We start from the raw sequence: 19,077 nt of genomic DNA, 5'->3' as shown, positions 1-19,077 counted from the left end.
CCTAGACCATCTTCGCGATGAGGTCCTGCTCGGACAGGTCGGGGTCGCGCGTGAGCTCGCCGTTGATCGTGCCGTCCTTCATCACGAGGATCCTGTCGCACATGCCGATGAGCTCCATGATCTCCTCGGAGATGATCAAGATCGCCTTGCCCTCGGCGCGCATCTGCTCGAGCAGCGCGTAGATGGCCGCCTTGACCTTGATGTCGATGCCGCGCGTGGGCGAGTCGAGCACCAGGATGTCCGACTGCTTGCCCAGCCAGCGGGCCAGCACGACCTTCTGCTTGTTGCCGCCCGACAGCGCCGAGACAAACTGCTTGACGCTGACCATCTTGGTGCTCATGAGCTTGGCGTACGTGTCGGCGAACTCGTAGAGGTGACGGTCCGAGAGGACGAGGCCCATGTCGCGCATCGAGGGGAGCGTGATGTTGTCCTCGATGGTGTCGTTGATGAGCAGCGACTCGTTGTCGCGGTCCTTGGACGCGTAGGCGATGGAGTGGTCGATGGCCGTATTGATGTCCTTGACCTGGGTGCCGTCGGCAAGGCTCACCTCGCCGGAACGGTCAAAGGAGGCACCGAAGATGGCCTTGCCCACCTCGTGCATGCCGCATTCGGAGAGGCCGCCGATGCCCAGGATCTCGCCATGGTGCAAATCAAAGCTGACGTCGTCGATCTCACCGGGAACCGAGACGCCCCTCAGGGACACCGCGACCTCGCCGGGGGCCTCCTTGGCGTAGTCGGGAAAGTCCGTGCGGTAGTAGTGGTCGTCCATCTCGCGGCCCACCATGAGGGTCTTGAGCCGGTCCTCGTCCACCTCGCCGCGCTCGACCGTCGTGATGAACACGCCGTCTCGCAGGATGGAGATGCGGTCGGACATGTCGAGGACCTCGCCCATGTCGTGCGAGATGAAGATGACGCAGTGCCCCAGGTCGCGTACGTGGCGCATGACCTCGAAGAGCTTCTGGCGGCCGCTCTGCGAGAGCGCCGTGGTCGTCTCGTCGATGACGAGGACCTTGGGGTCAAACCAGGTGGACTTGACGATCTCGACGAGCTTGCGGTCCTCGAAGTCGTAGTGGTCGATGACGCTCGTGGCCTTGATGTGCCCGAGGCCATAGGCGTCAAGGAGCTCCTGGGCCTTCCTGTTCATGGCCGCGCTGTCCTTGATGCCTCCCCTGGCGAACTGGTCCTCGTCGCCGAGGAACATGTTCTCGGCGACGGTGAGGCCGCTGAGGGTGCCCGTCTCCTGGACCACGATCGCGATGCCGTGGTGGTTGGCGTCCACCTGGTTCTTAGGCGCCACGTCCCCGCCGTCCAGGGTGAACGTACCCGATCCGATGGGCAGGATGCCCGTGAGCATGTTGGTGAACGTGGACTTGCCCGAGCCGTTCTCACCGATGAGCGCGTGAATCTCGCCCTCGTAGAAGTCGAGGGACACCTCGTTGACGGCGTGCGTGGGACCAAAGCTCTTGTCGATCTTTTCGGCGTGCAGCAGCAGCTTGTTGCTCATGGCGTCTCCCCCCCTACTTGACGACGGCGCCGTTGACGCGCTTGACGGTCATGCAGACGATGGCAAGCAGCGTCGCACCCGTGACCACGTTGTTGATCGTGACGGGCATGCCCAGGGCGACGAAGCCGGCAAACATCATCGAGATGATGAACTCACCAATGACGATGGATGCCACGGGATGCCCATAGCGCTTGAAGGCGAGCCCAAAGAAGGTGCCCATGAGGGGCTTGAAGTTGAGCGACTGCGAGAGCATGCCGGTCATGGGCGTCTGGGCGGTGCCGTAGCCGATGTAGAGGATGGACATGATGCCCACGAACAGCGAGCAGAGGACGAAGGCGAAAAACTTGTACCTGTCCACGTTGACGCCCATGTTCTTGGCGGTGGCCTCGTTGGCGCCGATGGCGTTGACGTACGTCCCGAGCTTGGTGTAGCCCAGGATGAACGTGCAGAGCCCAAAGGCGAGAAGCGCCAGGATGAGGTTGTAGGGATACGACCCGAACATCTTGTACGCGTCGCTCAGGCGGGTGCCGTACGCGTCGGCGGCAAAGACCGAGAGGCTCTCATAGATGAGCGAGAGGCCCACGGTGACGATCAGCGACGGAATCCTCAGCTTGATGTAGGCGAGACCGTTGGCGGCACCGAGCAGGGCCCCGCAGACCACGGGGGCGACGACGAGGCCAAACACGCCAAAGCGCTGCGCGAAGCCGATGGAGACCAAGGACGAGAGAACGAGGACCGAGCCAATGGAGAAGTCCCAGAGCCCCATGACGACGATGAAATACAGGCCGCAGCCGCCCACGGCGTAGATGAGGCCGGTCTGCAGGTAGGTGAGCATCTGGTCGGGGGCGCCAAACGTGGTGGGGCACAAGAGCTTGAACGCCGTCCACACCAAGGCTGTGACAACGAGGAGCAGCCCCACGCCGTACCACTGGCTCTGCCTCGCCTTCTTGATGAGTTCCATGCACCAGTCCTTTCAGGATGACGCGTCACGACAAGGGGGCGGGCCCACGGTGGGCCCGCCCCCTGACGGGCGTTGCGGGCTCCTAGGCGTGACGCGTCTTGACGTCCTCGATGGAGAGCGACGTGGCCGACTTGTTCAGCTCGTCAAAGCCCATCTCGGCGAGCTTGGCGATCTCGTCGTCGGTGTAGGGGGCGTCCTTGACGAAGTACTTCTCGTAGTCCTCGTACTCGGAGACGGACGAGACGTACACGTAGGGGAAGAGAATCTCGCGGCCAAAGGTGCCGACGGTGGGCTTGAAGTCGGCGTTGCCCTTGCAGGCGGCGTAGACCATGAGGAAGGCGTAGAGCGGGTCGCAGAAGTGCCCGCCGGACTCGGCGTACATGCCGCCGGACTCGAGCTGGGCCTTGAGGTCATCCAGGAAGTCCGTCGAGGCGACGCGGATCTTGCCGGTGAGGCCCATGTTGGCCAGCTGGCCCACGGAGCCCACGAGCGGGTCACCGCCGCCGCCGGCGACGATGAGGGCGTCCATGGTGGGGTCGGTGTTGTAGAACTGCTGGGTGACGTTGGCACCCTCCGAGGAGGAGGTGTTGGCGTACACGGGGTCGGACAGGGCCACCTTGTCGTCGGGGTGGGCGCTGTTCCAGGCCTCGACGCCCGACTTGTAGCCCTGCCAGCGCAGCTGGAACGTGGCGTCGCCGACCGTCCAGGCCTCGAGCTTGATGTTGCGGGCGCCCTTCACGAGGCCCTCGTAGGCGTCGTCGTTGTCGGCCGCCAGGAGGCTGACGAGCTTCTCGCCGTTGGCGACCTCGTCCTCGTGGACGGCGCCGACGTAGTACTCGGACGCCTCGGCGAGCTTGTAGACGTCGGGAGAGGCGTCCTTGGAGATCATGCGGTAGAACTGGGCCAGGTAGACCTGGTTGTCGTTGCAGGTGTTGATGGCGGAGGTCATCTCGGAGTCAGCTGAGTTGCAGATGACGATGCCGTTGCAGCCTGCGGCGCAGAGCGTCTCGACGGAGGCCGTGACCTGCTCGGAGACGTGCCCCTGGTCAACGGTGGAGATCTCGACGCCCAGGATGTCGGCGGCCTTCTGGATGATCTCGACGGAGAGCTTGCCAAGGGCGTCGGTGGAGCTCCAGATGGAGACGCCGATCTTGATCTTGTCGCCCGAGGAGGAGGCCCCGCCGGAGCCGGCGCCCGAGCAGCCCGCAAGGGCGCCCGTCCCCATCATGCCGCCCATGAGGCCGGCGTACTTCACAAAGCCCCTTCTTGAGACGTTCATCCTCACAACCCCTTCCATTTGTTTACACGGTAATGTTCACATTTTTTGTAACCATTACCACCTCATGCGAAGCAAGACACAAAGCCAGCCCGCCTCACTACGGAACGAACCTGGAATCCATTGCATATCCTTTGCAATCGTGCAGGTAAACGTATATGTAATGATGATGACGCACTACGGTTGGCGACTGTCTCTTGCTGCCATCTGTTCTAACAGCTTATAAACAGGTACTGAATCGACCAGGGTGTGAGTGGTCATATTTTGACATTAAGCGGTATGTTAGCGGGAATGTTTATATCTTTTTGGCATGTTTGGCACGGAAAACGTTTAATAACGTTTATATCCATCGCTAACTCCGCGCGACGCGCGAGGCGGCTACAGGCAGCCGCACCACAGCTCGTCGTTGTGGTAGATCGCAAAGTCGTCCTGCCCCAGGCGCTCGGCCTTGGTCGGCTCCCCGTTGCACACGCGCTCCAGCAGCTCAAGCAGCCGCGTTCCCTCGTCCTGCACCGATGTCGCCCCGCCTATGGCACCGGAGGCGTCAAAGTCCATGTTGTCTACCATTCGGCGATACGTGGAGGCGTTGCCCGTGACCTTTATGACGGGCATGAGCGGGTTCCCGATGGGATTGCCCCTGCCGGTCGAAAAGAGCAGGACCTGCGCCCCGCCCGCCGCCATGCCCGAGACGGACTCAATGTCGTACCCGGGGGTGTCCATGATGACGAGGCCGCGTCGAGAGGGAATCTGCCCATAGGCCACGACCTGCGTGATGGGCGAGGTGCCTCCCTTGGAGATGCCGCCCAGCGCCTTCTCCTCAAGGGTTGAGAGGCCCCCTTTCATGTTGCCCGGCGAGGGGTTTGCGCCCCTGACGTCTATGCCGCGACGAACGAACTGCTCCTCGAGGTCGCGCACGATGCGCAGGACGTCCTGCCCCACCTCCGCGCTCGCGGCGCGCGACGCCAGGATGTGCTCGGTGCCTATGAGCTCGGTGGTCTCGCCCAAAAGCACCGTTCCCCCCGCGCCCGTTACGCAATCTGCCACCACGCCGATGGTCGGGTTGGCCGCTAGGCCGCTCGTCGCGTCGGAGCCGCCGCAGTTGGTGCCCAGCACCAGCGCTGACAGGGGCATGTCCTCGCGCCGCACGAGCGCCGCCCGGCCCGCCAGGTCGCTCGCGAGGCGCACGCCCTCCTCGATGGCCGCGAGCGTCCCGCCCGCGCCCTGGATGGTGATCACCTCCACGGGCTTCGCGCTCTGCTCGCCCAGACGTTGCGCCAGCTCAAGGGGCTTGGTGGTCTCGCAGCCCAGACCCACGACGAGCGTCCCGAAAACGTTGGGGTTCAAGGCCAGGTTCACCAGGCAGCGGCGCATGATGGCAAGGCCCTTGCCCACCTGACCGCAGCCCTTCGCGTTTTCCAGGGCGACGGCGCCGGGCACCCTCTGGGCGATGGCGCGCGCCACATGGTTGGCGCAGCCCACGCACGAGAGCACCAGCACATGGTTGCGCACGCCCATCCTGCCGTCCGGTCGCTTGTATCCCCTGATCATGCGCGCGTCCTCACACTCTCGACGTTATGGGCATGCACCCATCGCCCCTGGGCAATGGGCGCGCTGGCGACGCCGATCACCTCTCCGTACTTGCGCAGGAGGTCACCCGCGCCGACGTCACGGCGGGCGAGCTTGTGATACTGCCCCACGCGCTCCCTCACGGCGAGGTCGCAGACGTGGTGCCCGTCAAGGCCTCTGACTGCGGCCACGTCGCCCGCGAGCATGGCCCCCAGGCAGGTGACGACGTCATCCTTTTCGTGCATGAGCAGGGCGGGAACCTGCCGTGGCGCCAGGATGTCCTCCAAAAGCGCCGCCACGCCCTCATGGTCGCAGTCAAGGGGGCACACCGTATCTGCAAGGGTCCGCACCTGCGCGGGGGCGTCTGGCATGGCCACGCCGACGCCCGCCGCCTGGAGCATGGGCCCGTCGTTGGCGGAGTCGCCAAAGGCAATGACCTCCTCCGTCGGCACGCCCAGGCGCCCGCAGAGCCAGCGAAGGGCGTTTCCCTTGCTGACCTGCGAGCTCACGACCTCCATGTTGGCGGGCTGGGAGCAGAACACCGCAAGGCTCCCGCAGTCGTCGACAAAGCGGGACACGCAATCGCGCGTCGCGTCGTCCTTTGGGAAGATGGTGAGCCGCTCCACGGCCTTCCCCTCCTCCACAATTCGCCCCAGAGAGCCATCCACCTCGTGGCGCACCGAGCGCATGTAGGCGACGTCCGCGGGCATGACGCCCAGGCCCGCAAGCTTGTCCAGCTGGCCGCGGCTCACGAAGGCGACGCCCTCGCTGAAGAGGTCTATGTAGGAGTCCGTTGCCTCCACGAGCCTGATGAGCCCCAGCGTCTCGTCCGCAGGCATGTCATGCAGCCTGAGACGCACAAAGCTCCCCGAAGCGTCGCCTGGCCCGTATATGGAGGCCCCGTCGGCCGTGATGGCATAGCGCAGCCGTACTGCAGACATCAGCTCGTCGGGAATGCCCTCGATGGACCGCCCCGTGCTGACCACGAATTCTATCCCCGCACGGTCCAGACGCCCCAAGACCCTGCGCGTCCGCTCTCCTAAGGACTTGTCACGCGCAAGAAGGGTGCCGTCCAGGTCGCAGAAGACCATGCTCGGACGCGCCTGGATGTGGGATGTCGCCATGTGTTCTCCTCCTGACGCGCGCCTTGCGCGGTGGAGCCTGCCCGGAACGAGGCAGGCAGGGTGAGGGGCTTTCCGCCCTCAAGGTGAGGTCCCCGCCACCCACGTGAGGGGACCCTCGCCCTAAGCTTACGCCATCTCGTGCACGGCCTCATGCAGACGCCGGCGGTCCGCCGGGTCGGTGCTGTTGTAGTGGCGGGAGTTGACGATGTACTCCTCGATGGCGTCAAGGTTCTTGTCCGTCGCCTTGATGCCAAGGTCCGGGAAGGTCAGCGGCATGTCCATGGCCCGCATGAGATCGCGCAGCTCCTGCTCCTGGCCCTGCTGGCCGTTGAAGTAGAGCTGGCAGAACAGTCCCACACCCACGACCTCCCCATGGATGGCGTCCTGCCCCTCTTCGGTGAAGATGGTGCGCACGCCGTCATAGATCACGTGGGCGAGCTCGGACTGCCTGAAGCTCTTGGTGGTGTTGGCGATGACGCCGGTCACGGGCACGTTCATGAAGGCCATGTCGTTGAGCGCCTTCGTCGCCTCGTGGCGGCGGTTGTCCTCGATGGCCCGCAGGGCGACGTCCTTGAGCACGCGATAGGTGTACTCGGCGACGCTGTACGCGGTGAAGACGTCAACGGGCGTGTCGTCAAGGGAGAGCGCGGGCTTGCCGTTGAGCATCTCGATCCGCTTGGCCATGGCGTCGATGATGCCCGCCGCGTTAAAGCGGATGGGGCATGCGGCGATGACGTCCATGTCCATGAGGCAGGCGTCGATCTCGTGGTCAAAGCGCCAGCTGAGCTTCTTGCCGCCCTCTGCGGTGTACATCACGCTCATGCAGGTAAACGGTGCGCAGCTGGAGGCGGAGGTGGGAATGTTGACGGTACCCAGGCCGGCGGTCTCGCCGACGGCCTTGGCAAGGTCCATGATCTTGCCGCCGCCCACACCCACGATCTCGTCCGCCCCGTGCGCTCGCGCCGCCTTGGCAAGGTCCTCAGCGGCCTCAAACGAGCACCACCCGTCAAAGACCTCCACCTTGGGAGCCAGTCCGGCCGCGTTGAAATCCTCCAGGAGCGGCTCCCCGACGGCGGCCCAGGAGTTTGGCCCCGTGACGACCAGGGGCCGCGTGCCAAAACGGGCCACCTCCTCACCGCAGCTGCCGATGAGGCCTCGTTCCTGACGATAACGTCCGGCGCCAAACTTTATTGCCGTGTCAAGCTTGCTGGTGTCTGCCATAAGAGAGCTTCCTCCTCGTCATGTGGGCCAATGTGGCCCTGCCTCGCGCCGTCTGAGCTACCCACGCACGTCTCGCACCGCGCAGGCGGCTTCGCCTGCCAGGCGCTCCACCTCCGTAAAGTCACCATCGGCAAAGAGCGACGGCTTGACCATCCATGTGCCGCCGCAGGCCATGACCGACGGAAGCGAGAGGTACTCGCCAAGGTTCTGCCTGCTCACGCCACCCGTCGGCATGAACTTGTGGCCGATGAAGACGGACGCCAGCGCCGATATGGCCTTGACGCCCCCAAAGACGGCGGCCGGGAAGAACTTGGTAAGACCAATGCCCTGGCCCCTCAGCCAGCCGACCTCGGTGGGCGTGACGCCGGCGGGAACGATGTTGACGTGGTTCTGCAGCGCCCAGCAGAGCGTCTCCCTGTCGGTCCCGGGTGACACCAGGTAGCGGGCGCCCGCGTCCACGGCGCGTTTCGCCTGCTCTACGTTGAGCACCGTTCCGGCACCCACGAGCACGCCAGGGCACTGACGCGCGATCCTCTCGATGCATGCGGCTGCCGCCGGCGTCCTGAAGGTGACCTCAGCCGCCGGAAGCCCACCACGATTGAGCGCCTCAGCCAGAGGGACCGCGTCCTCGACCTTGTCGAGCACCACCACGGGCACGACCCCGCAGGCCTCTACCGCATCGTAGAAGCCGTTTGACTCCATGTACTGTCCAGTTGCCATGAGAAGCCTCGCTCGCTTGTCGGTGTTGTGGGACGGCTTCTAGTATAGCGAATTTATTTTCTTTTTTTACAAAATTTAGTATTTTATTTTTTCTTTTTACGGGCATGCGCCTTCAGGGAATCCTCAAAGTCCTTGAAGACGATGTCGGGGTTGTGGGGTGCGCCGAGCCGTCGGATGTCCGCAAACGCGCGTCGCAGCCGCGAGCGTGACACCCACAGCCCCGAAAGCTCCTACGCCGCCCTCAGGTACGCCTCATAGCAGATGCTCTCGGTATCAAGCACCAACCCGTCCATGTCAAAGATGACGGCACCGACGCGCTCCATGACTCCCCTTTCCGACAAGGGGTCGCCCGGCAACAGCCCGGACGACCCCCACCACTGCCCCGTCTAGAAGGCGAACGGGTGTCTATGGGCATCTTCTAGTTCTTGGCGTTGACGGGCTCCTCACCCCGCGCCAGACGCTCCACGTCCCCCGTCACCTTGTCGCCCATGCCACGCAGGCATTCGGCGGTATAGGCCGAGATGTGCGTGGTCACCAGCACCTTGGGATGGTTGAAGTAGGGGTCGTCGGGTGCCGGGGGCTCGTCGTGCATCACGTCGAGCGCCAGGCCCGCGACCGTGCCATCCTGCAGGGCACGCAGCATGGCCTGCTGGTCAATGAGGTCCGCCCGGGCGGTATCAACCACATACACGCCCCGCTTCATGAGCGAGAGGGCATGCTCCCCGATGATGTGCAGGGAGCTGGGGTTGAGGTCCGCGTTGAGGGACAGGACGTCACAGCCAGAGACGACGGTGTCCAAATCCGCGTACTCCACGCCCAAAACGTCCGCCCACTTCTCGTGACGCACCGGGTCGCAGGCAAGGACGCGCATGTCAAAGCCGCGGCTCAGAATCTCCACCACGCGCGTGCCGATGTTGCCGCACCCCACGATGCCAAGGGTCTTGCCGGACAGCCCCGCGCCGATGAACGAGGCGCGGTCGGCCCAGCGACCCTCGTTGGCGGCCACATGCGAGTCGCTGACGCGTCTCATCAGGCTCATGAGGGTCGCGACGGTGCCCTCGGCCACGGCGTCACGCTCCACCTTGGGGGGAACGGTCGTCACGAGCGTGCCCGTCTTGGTCGCGGCCTCGACGTCAACGTTGTTGAAGCCGATGCCATGGCGGCTCAGCAGCAGCAGGTCGCGCTTGTTGTCAAAGAACTCCGCGTCAAAGAACGGGGTGACCGACGCGATGACCACGTTGAAGTCGCGCAATGCGTCCGCAAGCTCCTTGCCGTGCGCGTCACCTGCGACGCGCACGCGCTCGACGCTGCCCAGAGCCTTGAGGCGCTCCAGATGCTCTGGGAAGTACTGCCCGAAGGAGGAGGAGTTGACGATGGCGATGTTGTAATTCATAACCGTATCCTTTACAGTTCAACAAAATGAATAGTAACTAGAAAAAAGTGCGATATCTTACTTTTCTTCAACTTATATTTGATATTTTTTATTACAAAATGCTTCTCGTGCATTCAACGTCGTTATCTTCTCGACAACGTGGCTATCGACTCCGCTCTCCATCATGCGGGGCACAAAGTAGCCAAAGTTATAGCCAAGGCCAGGGCCACCCTCATAAGAGCGAAAGTACGACTTCCCCCCAAGGTCTGCCCCAATAAGCAGCTGATCCTCAAACCCGGCCGCTATCATTTTCTTGTAAAGGTTAATGATGACCTCGTCCGTGTAATACTTAACCCTTGCAGCGCCGTCATAGGCAAGATAGACGCCCTTTTCGGCTAACTTACAGTGGTAGTAATAGTCAGGATTCCTATCTATGTGGCAGAGAATGATATTGTTTGGAATTACTCCATTATCCAATAGAATGTCAACTGCCTCCAGGCCCATCGTCCCCTTCTCAAGATGCAGCGAGACAGGGGCGCCCGTTGCCTTTGATGCCATGGCGGCTGATCTAAGCTCCTTGTGTTCAATGCGCGTAATGCTCTGCAGGCTACAGGCCGCCTTAATCACTCCAGCTCGGCCCTCAGAACGTCTGACGACTGGCCCGGCGTAATCATAGATATCTATTCCCTCTTCCACGTCGGCAATCAAGAGGTCAGATAATGTCTGCTCGTCATATTTCCAAAGGAAGTGGGACTTGTCATAGTACTCTGATTTATGAAAGCCGGTAGTTGAAACGATATGAACGCCGCTTGAAGAGCTCAGTGACCTAAGGCTCTCGATTGACCTTCCGCTTCCAATAGGAGTCATCTCGACAAGGGCGCTACCGCTAACGCTTTTGAATAGCCTTAACTCCTCCGCCGCCTTCTCTTCGTCAGGCATATCAAAGTTCTTGCCATTTACGATGACCTCAACTCCACCTTTTCGAATCAAATGATCATGGGAGTCAGTCATCCCGAAGTCTGTGGCGGGTACCTTTCCGAGTACCGTTTCAATGTATTTCATATACGTGTGTCCATTCATCAGCAGGTACGAGCCATCCTGCCATGTACCAGAGGCGTGATGGCAATGTAGCCCCTAGCGTTTACTAAAGGCTACATTTTTTGTTACATACTGTAGATTCTCTTATCAAAAACTACAGCAGCCCACGCACAAGCTTGAAGAGAAGCAGAATGGGAAGCCAGAGAACTGCATAGTCAATGTTGCTGAACATCAGCCCAGAACCAAACAGCACGCCCATCATCGGGTAGAGGGGGATAATGGCAAGGTGGGCGATGAGGCTTGAGACAAACCCACCGAGAAGGGCTCCCTTCCATCCACCGTACTTATTGCCGAACACGCCTACCGTGCATCCGTCAAAGAACAGGATGATCGGGCTGGGGAACACGACAACGGAGGAGCCCAGGGCGACGGTGAGCAGGCAAACAATAATGCCGGCAGGAATGGAACCCAGGAATCCGAACATGGCGCCAGATGGGCTGTACGGATAGAGAACAGGGCAATCGAGTGCGGGAATAGAATTTGGGATGAGCTTCTCGGAGATGCCCTTGAACGCCGGGATGATCGAGTTCAGGAACATGCGCACGCCATACAGCATGACTGCCACGCCAGCGGCGAACTTGAGCCCCTCCATCAACAGGAAAATAATCCAGTTCTGGCTACCAGAAAGGGTCGCCACCTGGCCCTCCCCAACAACCAAGCCGATGATCACAAACAGGATTGGCATAATGAGAGAAAGTGCGAGGGTGACGTCCTGGAAAAGATACAACCCTCCAGGCAGCACGATATTGTCAGCATCCTCATCTTCGGCACGGCTTTTAAAAAGCTTGCCGCAAAGCGCGCCGACGAGGGTGCCAAACTGCTGCGCATGCCCAAGCGTGAAGTCCTCACCAAAGTACTTCTTTCCAAGATAGCGAGGGATCGCCGGAGTAAACGTCCAGTACAAGGCTGCCAGCGCCGCACAAGTGATGATCAGGGGCGCGCCGCTGAGGCCAAGAGTTTCCCCAACGGTCAAATCGAGAAAGATGGACAGATACAGCATCATGTGAGCGGTTAGGTACACGTTCTTTAGCCCCTTGCTTGGAATGATGTATACCAGGGCAAGGTGAATCAAAAACCCGATCACAAAGATGGATACGGCGCTCTCCGCAAGCGAGGCCATTGCAACGCCAAACGCCGCCTCGTTCATGGGCATTACGCCATTGACTCCCACAGCGTCGTTGAGCAGCTGCATGACCGGGGTTATGGTTCCGGAGATCAGCTCAGCGCCAGCGCTCAGAACGAGCATGCCGACAATGGTCTTTATTACGGCATCGAATACTTCTGAACCCTTTGATTTCTGCAAGAGCATACCGACGAGCGTGATGAGACCCAAGAAGATTGGGGCCTGGTCGAGCACCTGAAAAATAATGAAGTTACCAATATTTGAAAGGACTTCCATTTTTTCCTGCCTTTTTAGAGGACCGCACTACAGGGGACTGGATGTGTCTAATCGGCGTTCTGCGTGGAGAAGAACTCATCAAGCTTGGCTTCGATTTCATCTCTCTTGATCAAGTTAGTGACCAAGAGAACCGCGGACTTTTCCGCAATATCGCTCGGAATATGGCTTCCCATGCTTTTCGTGGTCAGAATCACATCGCTATTAATGCCTTTGACGCTGCCGATGTCAGCAACGGTCACGGAGGCATCAATGTCACGCTTTTTCAGATAGTCCATGATGGCCATTCGCGCAATGCTGCTCGTACCAAGTCCCATCCCACACAGTGCCGTGATGCTATACCGCCTTTTCATCTTTTCTCCTTTCAACTTGAAGACCAATCTGCATCTCATCCGCCGGAGATGCCTAATACGCCTGGACTATTTGGATAACGTCATCGACATGCCTTGCATGACGGATGGAATCGAGAGCCTTGTCGTCCATAAGGAAGGCAACCAACCTTTGCAGCGCCTCAAGATGAGACGTTGAATCTGTCGCGCACAGACAGATGAGCAACCAGACAGGGTCGTTCTCCGGATTTCCGAAATCCACAGGATCCTGTAACGTAACTAGACTAAAGCCAATGCCTTTGGCCCCAGCTTCTGGTCGAGCATGCGCTATGGCGATGCCTGGGGCAACGACCATGTATGGACCGAGTTCCGACACTGCGTTAATCATGGCATCAACGTACGCATCGGAGGCAATATCATCATCTACCAGAAGCTTTCCACCTGCTCGGATTGCGCTTGCATAGTCAGGTACTGATAGATTCAGCTTTATCGCACGTTGATTAAGCCATTTCTCGAGCATTCACCCTCCCTATTAGTCGCTAGCTCATTTGCAATAAGACGATGGAAATGACATACAGTCGGTTTCCTCACCTTTTGGAATGCCCCTCGTCTAGCCAAGCTCCTCCCACGGGTGATGGAACGAGAGGTCATGGGGCTGGTCGTCACGACGGAAGGTGTGCGCCCCAAACCAGTCTCGCTGGGCCTGGCAGAGGTTGGCCGGGAGCTTCTCGCTCGTGTAGCCGTCAAAGTACAGCAGCGAGTTGGCGATGGTGGGCACGTAGAGACCGGCCTCGATGGCCTTTGCCACCACGCGACGCCAACCGGCGACGGCCACCCTGATCTCCTCCATGAACTCGTCGGTGAGCATGAGGTTCTGGACCTTGCCCTGACTGTCGTCATAGGCCGCCTTGATGCGTCCCAGGAACTTGGCGCGAATGATGCAGCCCTCGCGCCAAAGCAGGGCAATGTCGCCCAGCTTGAGGTCCCACCCATATTCGTCGGACGCCTTCGCAAGCAGCTGGAAGCCCTGCGCGTATGACATGATCTTGCTGGCATAGACCGCCTGCTCAAGGTTCTCGAGCAAACCCCGCTTGTCCTGGACGTCACAGTGGGGACGCTCAGGAAAATGTCCGGCAGCAATGACGCGCTCGCCCTTGACGGCAGAGAGGTTGCGGGCAAAGACGGCCTCGGCCATGGTGGGTATGGCCAGGTACATCTTGAGGCCCTCGATGGCAGTCCACATGCCCGTGCCCTTTTGGCCCGCCTCGTCCAGGATGTGGTCTATGAGGTCATCGCCAGTCTCCGGGTCCTTCTCGCGCAGGATCTTGTAGGTGATCTCCACGAGGAAGGAGTCAAGGCGACCGTTGTTCCACTCCTCAAAGGTGTCGGCCATCTGGGCGTTGGTCATGCCCAGCATATGCTTCATGATGAAGTAGGCCTCGTCGATGATCTGGATGTCACCGTACTCTATGCCGTTGTGCACCATCTTCACGTACTGGCCCGAACCCTCCGGGCCAATGTAGTCGCAACAGGGACTGCCGTCCTCGGTGTGGGCCGATATGTCCGTGAGAAGCGTGCGCAGGTGCCGGTCGTAGAGGTCGCGGTCGCCGCTCGGCATGATGGAGGGCCCCAGGAGGGCGCCCTTCTCGCCTCCCGAGACGCCCATGCCAAAGAAGTTGACGCCAAGCTCCTCGTAGTGCTCCATGCGACGCTTGGTGTCCTCAAAGTAGGAGTTGCCCGCATCGATGACGATGTCGCCCTTCTCGAGATACGGCAGAAGGCTGTCGGTGACCGCATCCACCACGGGACCGGCCTTGACCATGAGAATCACCTTGCGGGGCGCGTCCAGCGACGCCACAAAGTCCTTGAGCTCATAGGCGGCGGTGATGTTGTCATGCCCCTTTGCGCGCGTGTCCATGAAGTCCTTGGTGACCTGCCCATGGCGGTTGTACACGGAAACCGCGTAGCCATGGTTCGCAATGTTGAGGGCAAGGCTCTGACCCATGACCCCCATGCCGATGACGCCAACGTAGTTGCCCATCGCCCTTCCCTTCTTGGCTTCCTGGCCTCACGTGCTCAGGCTGTTTGAACACAATGTCCACACGAACTGTGGATGGTATGCATACATTTTAGCTAACATTTTTCTTTTTTCTAGTGTTTTAGCAAAAATTTTTTTGTTACTTTTTCTATGGCCTGAGGTGCGACGTCCCCCAGGCGCGCATCTGGTCGTACCATTTACCTATCTACCTATGCCTGCGTGGGGTCTCCCACAGGTCCAGGCGGCACGAGAAGAGGGAGTCCATATGTCCACGAGCCCGACGGCGGTGTTGCTCAAGATAAAGACCTCCTCCTCCACGTTCACCCGCAAGGAGCAGTCAATAGCCCAGCTCATCCTCTCCGACCCCGTGCGAGCGTCGCGCATGACCATCAGCGAGATGTCTGACGAGCTTGGCGTCGCGGATTCCACCATCTTCAAGTTTGCCAAGCACCTGGGCTATCAGGGGTTCAGGGACTTTAGGGACGACCTTCTGGCAGACGCCTTTGACCCGCAGGTGTCGGTGCATGAGAACATCAGCGAGAGGGACGACATCTCCTCGGTCGCGCAGGCGGTCTTCCAATCGAGCATCAAGTCACTTGAGGATACCCTGCGACTCCAGCAGCAGGATGCGCTCGACAAGGCCGTGCAGATACTGCTGTCGTCCAAGCGTGTCTCGTTCCATGGGTGCGGGGGCTCCAACGCCGTGGCGTACGACTCCTATCAGAAGTTCCTGCGCTCCCCCCTGCAGACCGTATTTGCCCAGGACTATCACCTGCAGCTGATGCAGGCGTCCCTCCTGGGGCCCGAGGACTGCGCGATCGTCATCAGCCACACGGGCCTCACCAAGGAGATGGTCCGCCTGGCGGGCATCGTCAAGAAGGCCGGCGTGCGCACCATCGTCATCACCAGCTACCCGTCCGAGCACCTGCAGGCATACGCGGACGTCGTGCTCGTATCCGTCTCCGACGAGACGGGCTATCGCTCCGAGTCGCTGTCGAGCCGGATCTCGCAGCTTGCCCTGGTGGACACCCTCTATACGGCCGTCATGTTTCATGTGCCCAACGTCTCCGAGACCTTGCACAAGATGCGCCGCGCCATCGCCACGACCAAGCTGGACGACACCGGACGGCCCGTGGCGTAGCGCCGCGACGTGTCACGTGGACGCCGCATGCAAGGGGAGGGCGCCGTCGTGGCACCCTCCCCTCTTGCGATCGTCTATGCGGCGCCGGGGATTCGCGCGACCGTTCGCAGCCCCTTCTCCCCTGCCCGGCAACGGGCGGGCGTCGGTGCGAACGGGTCTCCTCCCTGGGCCTTGGCTATGCCCTCAGGGTCGCGCGACCGTAGGCCTTCTGCCAGTTGGCCGTGAACTCGTCCACGGCGATGGCGGTACCCGGATGGTCGACCATGGCCCTGATCACGTCGGGGGCCACCGTGACGGCAGGGGTGCCGGCCGCCAGGAGCTGATGCACCTGGTCAACGTTCTTGAAGGACGCGGCGCAGACCTTGGCGTCCAGGCCGTAGAGAGCCAGCGTGTCAACGAGCTCGACAACCTGGCCGACGCCGTCGCCGTAGTTGCACATGCGGTTGACGTAGGGCGCCAGGTAGTCCGCGCCGGCCTTGGCGGCCCAGAAGGCCTGGTCGGCCGAGTAGATGCCCGTGGCCAAGACGCCGATCCCCTCCGCCTTGACCGCCGGGATGGCCTTGAGGCCCTCGCGCGAGACGGGAATCTTCACCAGGACGTTCTTGCCGCCGCGCAGCGAGGCGATCTCGCGCGCCTCCGCGAGGATGCCCTCATAGTCCGTGGCAATGACCTGGGCAAAGATCTTCTGGTCCTCGCTGAGCACCTCCGTGAGCTCCTCAAGGACCTCCTCGGGCTGCCTGCCCGACTTGGTGATGATCGTCGGGTTGGTGGTCACGCCGTCAATAGGAAGAAACGCGTTCAGCTCCTTGATGGCCTCAATGTCCGCGCTGTCGATGAAGAACTCCATGATGCCGCCTTTCCTCTGGCTCCCGCCGGTCGTGTCTGCTACCCACCAGTCTACAGGGTTTGCTCCGTACGACCGATGATGTCGTCCTGAGTCATCTTGGACAGCACGTTGAAGAAGGCGCTGTAGCCGGCGACGCGGACGACGAGGTCCTTGTGGGCCTCGGGGTGCGCCTGGGCGTCCAGGAGGGTGTCGCGGGAGACCACGTTAAACTGGACGTGGTACCCGTGCAGGCGGTTGAAGAAGGTCCTGAGCATCATCTCGAGCTTCTGGCGGTTCTCCTCGCGCTCGAGCATCATGGGCGTGACCTTCTGGTTCAACAGCGATCCGCCCGTGAGCTTCTCGGTGCGCAGCTTGGACACCGACTTGAACACGGCCGTGGGACCCTGCTTGTCGCAGTTGTGCGCCGGACTCGAGCCCTCGGCGAGGGGCTCGTGGGCCTTCCGACCGTCGGGCGTCGCCATGGTGCCCATGCCCTGCCCCACGTTGGCGCTGATGGAGCTCGTGCCGGAGTAGCGGATGCCGCCGATGGGCCCGCGGTCGTGACGCGTGTTGGGGTACTTCTTGATCTCGTCGATGTAGGAGTCGTAGGCCTCGACGACCAGGTTGTCCACGTAGTCGTCGTCGTTGCCGTACTTGGGGGCGCCGTCGATGAGCAGCTGCTGGACGCGCCGGCTCTCCGGGCTCTCAAAGTTGTCGAGGATGGCGTCCCAGAGCTGCTGCTGCGTGATCCTCTTCTCCTCGAACACGAGCTTCTTGATGGCGGCGAGAGAGTCGGCCATGTTGGCGATGCCCACCTGAAGGCCGCTGATGAAGTCGTAGACCGCGCCGCCCTCCTTGATGGTCTTGCCGCGCGCGATGCAGTCATCGACGAGCGTGGAGCAGAGCACGTCGGGAACCTCGCGCTCGGAGGCCTTGTCGATGGCGTTCTCCACGATCACGGAGTAGCGCGTCATCTCGCGGATGGTCTTGTCCCAGGCCGCCACGAGCTCCTCGTAGCTCCCCATCTGCGTGAAGGTGCCGTAGTCCTGGGTGAAGCGCCTGCCGCTCGTGAGGTCGATGCCGCCGTTCATGGCGCACAGGAGCAGGCGCGGGAAGTTGAGGTAGCTCATGCCCGTGCAGCGATACCCCCACTTGCCCGGCACGGCCGTCTCGACGCAGCCGATGGCGGAGTAGTTATACGCATCCTCCTTGGCGACGCCCCAGTTGATGAACGAGGGGATGATGACCTCGTCGTTGTTCATGGAGGGCATGCCAAAGCCGAGCCTCATGACCTCGACGCACTCGTCAAAGAACTTCTTGTCGATGTTCGCGTGGTAACGGACGGTGAGGTTGGGCTGGGTGAGGCGGGTCTGCGCGACGGACTGCAGCACGAGGAACGAGAGCTCGTTGACGGCGTCATGGCCGTCGGTGGTCTGACCGCCGATGGTGACGTTCTGGTACATGGGCGAGCCGGCCGACGAGAGCGTGTGCGCCTGGCTGCGAATCTTCTGGATCGTGAGCGTCTTGATCCACAGGTTGGTGAGAAGCTCGAGCGCCTCGTCGCGGGTGATCTCGCCGTTGGCGAGGTCGGCCATGTAATAGGGATAGAGGTACTGGTCAAAGCGGCCAAACGAGACGGAGTGCCCGTTGGACTCGATCTGAAGGAGCACCTGCGAGAACCATACGGACTGGATGGCCTCGCGGAAGGAGCTCGCGGGTTCGTAGGGAACCTTGGAGCAGATGGAGCTCATGCGCTCGAGCTCCGCCTTGCGCGTGGGGTCGTCGCAGGTGGCCGCGAGCTCGGCGGCGAGCTTGGCATAGCGCAGCGCGAAGCGGCGGGAGGCGTCGATCACGACGAGGACGGCCTTGTAGAACGCGTACTTGTCCACGGACGCGGGATCGGTGAGGTCAAGGGCGGCCTTCGCGGCGCGGGCGCGCTCCTCAAAGCCGCGCAGGCCCTCGCGGAGCAGGCGGTCATGGTTGACGGCAAGGTGGGCGTCGCCGGCGTTGAGCTTTCCCTCCATGCCAAAGACGCCCGTCTCCATGAAGACGGAGACCTCGTCGGGCAGAAGCTCCATGCCGCGAGCGCGAAGGTTGTTGTTCTCCCAGAAGGGGGCGATGTCGCGAATGCGCTGCTTGTCCTTTTCGGTCATGTAGAACACGTCACCGTCGCGCTTCTCGAACGTGTCGAGCTCGTCAAGGATGAAGCCCAGCGTGTACTCGGGAAACACGGGCGCGTTGCTGTTCTTGGTGGCCTGGTTGCCGGCGATCTGGGTCTTGTCCTCGATGTAGATGGTCATGTTGTCGAGAATGTGCGCGAGCGAGAGGGCGCGGCGCATGACGGGCGGCTGGTTGAGCGTCTGGCGGTAGGACTCCGTGCACAGCACGGCGCGCTCCGCGTCAACAAAGGGCTTCTCGTTGAGGACCTCGTCGCGGAAGGCTTGCATGACCGGGGTCAGCGACCCAAAGTGCTCCTTGTTCTCCATGTTTCTCTCCCTTGCTGAC

General features: G+C 61.3%; 16 protein-coding genes. 1 reads left to right on the top strand and 15 read right to left on the bottom strand.

Annotated features, from left to right (window positions below; translation table 11 throughout):
- Window position 1 precedes the first annotated feature (1 nt).
- The 13 genes from BN3001_RS04875 to gndA all read right to left on the bottom strand — a co-directional run bounded on the left by BN3001_RS04875 (window position 2) and on the right by gndA (window position 14,608).
- Window positions 2-1,504, bottom strand: a complete 1,503-nt coding sequence (locus BN3001_RS04875; protein ID WP_058270691.1) for a sugar ABC transporter ATP-binding protein — start codon at window positions 1,502-1,504, stop codon at window positions 2-4.
- A gap of 13 nt (window positions 1,505-1,517) precedes the next feature.
- The gene (locus BN3001_RS04870; RefSeq protein ID WP_082629994.1) at window positions 1,518-2,465 is read right to left on the bottom strand and encodes an ABC transporter permease; all 948 of its coding nucleotides are present in this window, start codon (window positions 2,463-2,465) and stop codon (window positions 1,518-1,520) included.
- 82 nt (window positions 2,466-2,547) lie between these two features.
- Window positions 2,548-3,744 carry a sugar ABC transporter substrate-binding protein gene (locus BN3001_RS04865; protein WP_082629993.1) on the bottom strand — a complete coding sequence of 399 codons (1,197 nt, stop codon included), beginning with the start codon at window positions 3,742-3,744 and terminating at the stop codon, window positions 2,548-2,550.
- A gap of 375 nt (window positions 3,745-4,119) precedes the next feature.
- Window positions 4,120-5,289: a UxaA family hydrolase gene (locus BN3001_RS04860; RefSeq protein ID WP_058270690.1), complete on the bottom strand. Its 1,170-nt coding sequence runs from the start codon at window positions 5,287-5,289 to the stop codon at window positions 4,120-4,122.
- Entirely contained in the window at window positions 5,286-6,431 is a 1,146-nt protein-coding gene (locus tag BN3001_RS04855; RefSeq protein WP_058270689.1) for an HAD hydrolase family protein, read from the bottom strand. The genes BN3001_RS04860 and BN3001_RS04855 overlap by 4 nt, the downstream gene beginning before the upstream one ends.
- 126 nt (window positions 6,432-6,557) lie before the next feature.
- Window positions 6,558-7,652, bottom strand: coding sequence for an iron-containing alcohol dehydrogenase family protein (locus BN3001_RS04850; RefSeq protein ID WP_058270688.1), 1,095 nt, complete (start codon window positions 7,650-7,652; stop codon window positions 6,558-6,560).
- A gap of 57 nt (window positions 7,653-7,709) precedes the next feature.
- A complete protein-coding gene (eda, locus tag BN3001_RS04845; protein WP_082629992.1) occupies window positions 7,710-8,372 on the bottom strand; it encodes a bifunctional 4-hydroxy-2-oxoglutarate aldolase/2-dehydro-3-deoxy-phosphogluconate aldolase in 663 nt (220 codons plus the stop codon).
- Window positions 8,373-8,790: 418 nt separating this feature from the next.
- The gene (locus BN3001_RS04840; protein WP_058270686.1) at window positions 8,791-9,765 is read right to left on the bottom strand and encodes a D-isomer specific 2-hydroxyacid dehydrogenase family protein; all 975 of its coding nucleotides are present in this window, start codon (window positions 9,763-9,765) and stop codon (window positions 8,791-8,793) included.
- 72 nt (window positions 9,766-9,837) lie between these two features.
- Window positions 9,838-10,806 carry a phosphotriesterase family protein gene (locus tag BN3001_RS04835; RefSeq protein ID WP_058270685.1) on the bottom strand — a complete coding sequence of 323 codons (969 nt, stop codon included), beginning with the start codon at window positions 10,804-10,806 and terminating at the stop codon, window positions 9,838-9,840.
- Between the two features lie 130 nt (window positions 10,807-10,936).
- Window positions 10,937-12,241 carry a PTS ascorbate transporter subunit IIC gene (locus BN3001_RS04830; RefSeq protein ID WP_058270684.1) on the bottom strand — a complete coding sequence of 435 codons (1,305 nt, stop codon included), beginning with the start codon at window positions 12,239-12,241 and terminating at the stop codon, window positions 10,937-10,939.
- A gap of 47 nt (window positions 12,242-12,288) precedes the next feature.
- Window positions 12,289-12,591 carry a PTS sugar transporter subunit IIB gene (locus tag BN3001_RS04825; protein ID WP_058270683.1) on the bottom strand — a complete coding sequence of 101 codons (303 nt, stop codon included), beginning with the start codon at window positions 12,589-12,591 and terminating at the stop codon, window positions 12,289-12,291.
- Between the two features lie 52 nt (window positions 12,592-12,643).
- Entirely contained in the window at window positions 12,644-13,087 is a 444-nt protein-coding gene (locus tag BN3001_RS08165) for a PTS sugar transporter subunit IIA (protein WP_082629989.1), read from the bottom strand.
- Between the two features lie 90 nt (window positions 13,088-13,177).
- Window positions 13,178-14,608 (bottom strand): NADP-dependent phosphogluconate dehydrogenase, encoded by a 1,431-nt coding sequence (gene gndA, locus BN3001_RS04820; protein WP_058270682.1) that lies wholly within the window; start codon window positions 14,606-14,608, stop codon window positions 13,178-13,180.
- 262 nt (window positions 14,609-14,870) lie between these two features.
- Here gndA and BN3001_RS04815 point away from each other — a divergent pair, with 262 nt between their 5' ends.
- The gene (locus tag BN3001_RS04815; RefSeq protein WP_058270681.1) at window positions 14,871-15,746 is read left to right on the top strand and encodes a MurR/RpiR family transcriptional regulator; all 876 of its coding nucleotides are present in this window, start codon (window positions 14,871-14,873) and stop codon (window positions 15,744-15,746) included.
- A 175-nt stretch (window positions 15,747-15,921) separates the two neighbouring features.
- Here the strand turns inward: BN3001_RS04815 and BN3001_RS04810 are convergent, their stop codons facing one another.
- Both BN3001_RS04810 and BN3001_RS04805 read right to left on the bottom strand, forming a co-directional pair.
- On the bottom strand, window positions 15,922-16,593 hold the full coding sequence (locus BN3001_RS04810; protein WP_058270680.1) for a transaldolase family protein: 672 nt from the start codon (window positions 16,591-16,593) through the stop codon (window positions 15,922-15,924).
- A gap of 50 nt (window positions 16,594-16,643) precedes the next feature.
- Window positions 16,644-19,058 carry a glycyl radical protein gene (locus tag BN3001_RS04805; RefSeq protein ID WP_058270679.1) on the bottom strand — a complete coding sequence of 805 codons (2,415 nt, stop codon included), beginning with the start codon at window positions 19,056-19,058 and terminating at the stop codon, window positions 16,644-16,646.
- Between the last annotated feature and the right edge of the window lie 19 nt (window positions 19,059-19,077).

Origin of the sequence: Olsenella massiliensis, from assembly GCF_001457795.1 — a bacterium.
Classification (GTDB): domain Bacteria; phylum Actinomycetota; class Coriobacteriia; order Coriobacteriales; family Atopobiaceae; genus Olsenella_F; species Olsenella_F massiliensis.
Note: the sequence above shows the minus strand (reverse complement) of the source record. Positions and strands in the feature narration are given on the sequence as shown.

Excerpts from the sequence above, each read along its gene's own strand:
- BN3001_RS04810 (WP_058270680.1), bottom strand. The coding sequence starts at position 16,593 with ATGGAGTTCTTCATCGACAGCGCGGACATTGAGGCCATCAAGGAGCTG.
- BN3001_RS04805 (WP_058270679.1), bottom strand. The coding sequence starts at position 19,058 with ATGGAGAACAAGGAGCACTTTGGGTCGCTGACCCCGGTCATGCAAGCC.
- BN3001_RS08165 (WP_082629989.1), bottom strand. The coding sequence starts at position 13,087 with ATGCTCGAGAAATGGCTTAATCAACGTGCGATAAAGCTGAATCTATCA.
- BN3001_RS04865 (WP_082629993.1), bottom strand. The coding sequence starts at position 3,744 with ATGAACGTCTCAAGAAGGGGCTTTGTGAAGTACGCCGGCCTCATGGGC.
- BN3001_RS04840 (WP_058270686.1), bottom strand. The coding sequence starts at position 9,765 with ATGAATTACAACATCGCCATCGTCAACTCCTCCTCCTTCGGGCAGTAC.
- BN3001_RS04870 (WP_082629994.1), bottom strand. The coding sequence starts at position 2,465 with ATGGAACTCATCAAGAAGGCGAGGCAGAGCCAGTGGTACGGCGTGGGG.
- BN3001_RS04860 (WP_058270690.1), bottom strand. The coding sequence starts at position 5,289 with ATGATCAGGGGATACAAGCGACCGGACGGCAGGATGGGCGTGCGCAAC.
- BN3001_RS04875 (WP_058270691.1), bottom strand. The coding sequence starts at position 1,504 with ATGAGCAACAAGCTGCTGCTGCACGCCGAAAAGATCGACAAGAGCTTT.
- gndA (WP_058270682.1), bottom strand. The coding sequence starts at position 14,608 with ATGGGCAACTACGTTGGCGTCATCGGCATGGGGGTCATGGGTCAGAGC.
- BN3001_RS04815 (WP_058270681.1), top strand. The coding sequence starts at position 14,871 with ATGTCCACGAGCCCGACGGCGGTGTTGCTCAAGATAAAGACCTCCTCC.
- BN3001_RS04835 (WP_058270685.1), bottom strand. The coding sequence starts at position 10,806 with ATGAAATACATTGAAACGGTACTCGGAAAGGTACCCGCCACAGACTTC.
- eda (WP_082629992.1), bottom strand. The coding sequence starts at position 8,372 with ATGGCAACTGGACAGTACATGGAGTCAAACGGCTTCTACGATGCGGTA.
- BN3001_RS04855 (WP_058270689.1), bottom strand. The coding sequence starts at position 6,431 with ATGGCGACATCCCACATCCAGGCGCGTCCGAGCATGGTCTTCTGCGAC.
- BN3001_RS04850 (WP_058270688.1), bottom strand. The coding sequence starts at position 7,652 with ATGGCAGACACCAGCAAGCTTGACACGGCAATAAAGTTTGGCGCCGGA.
- BN3001_RS04830 (WP_058270684.1), bottom strand. The coding sequence starts at position 12,241 with ATGGAAGTCCTTTCAAATATTGGTAACTTCATTATTTTTCAGGTGCTC.
- BN3001_RS04825 (WP_058270683.1), bottom strand. The coding sequence starts at position 12,591 with ATGAAAAGGCGGTATAGCATCACGGCACTGTGTGGGATGGGACTTGGT.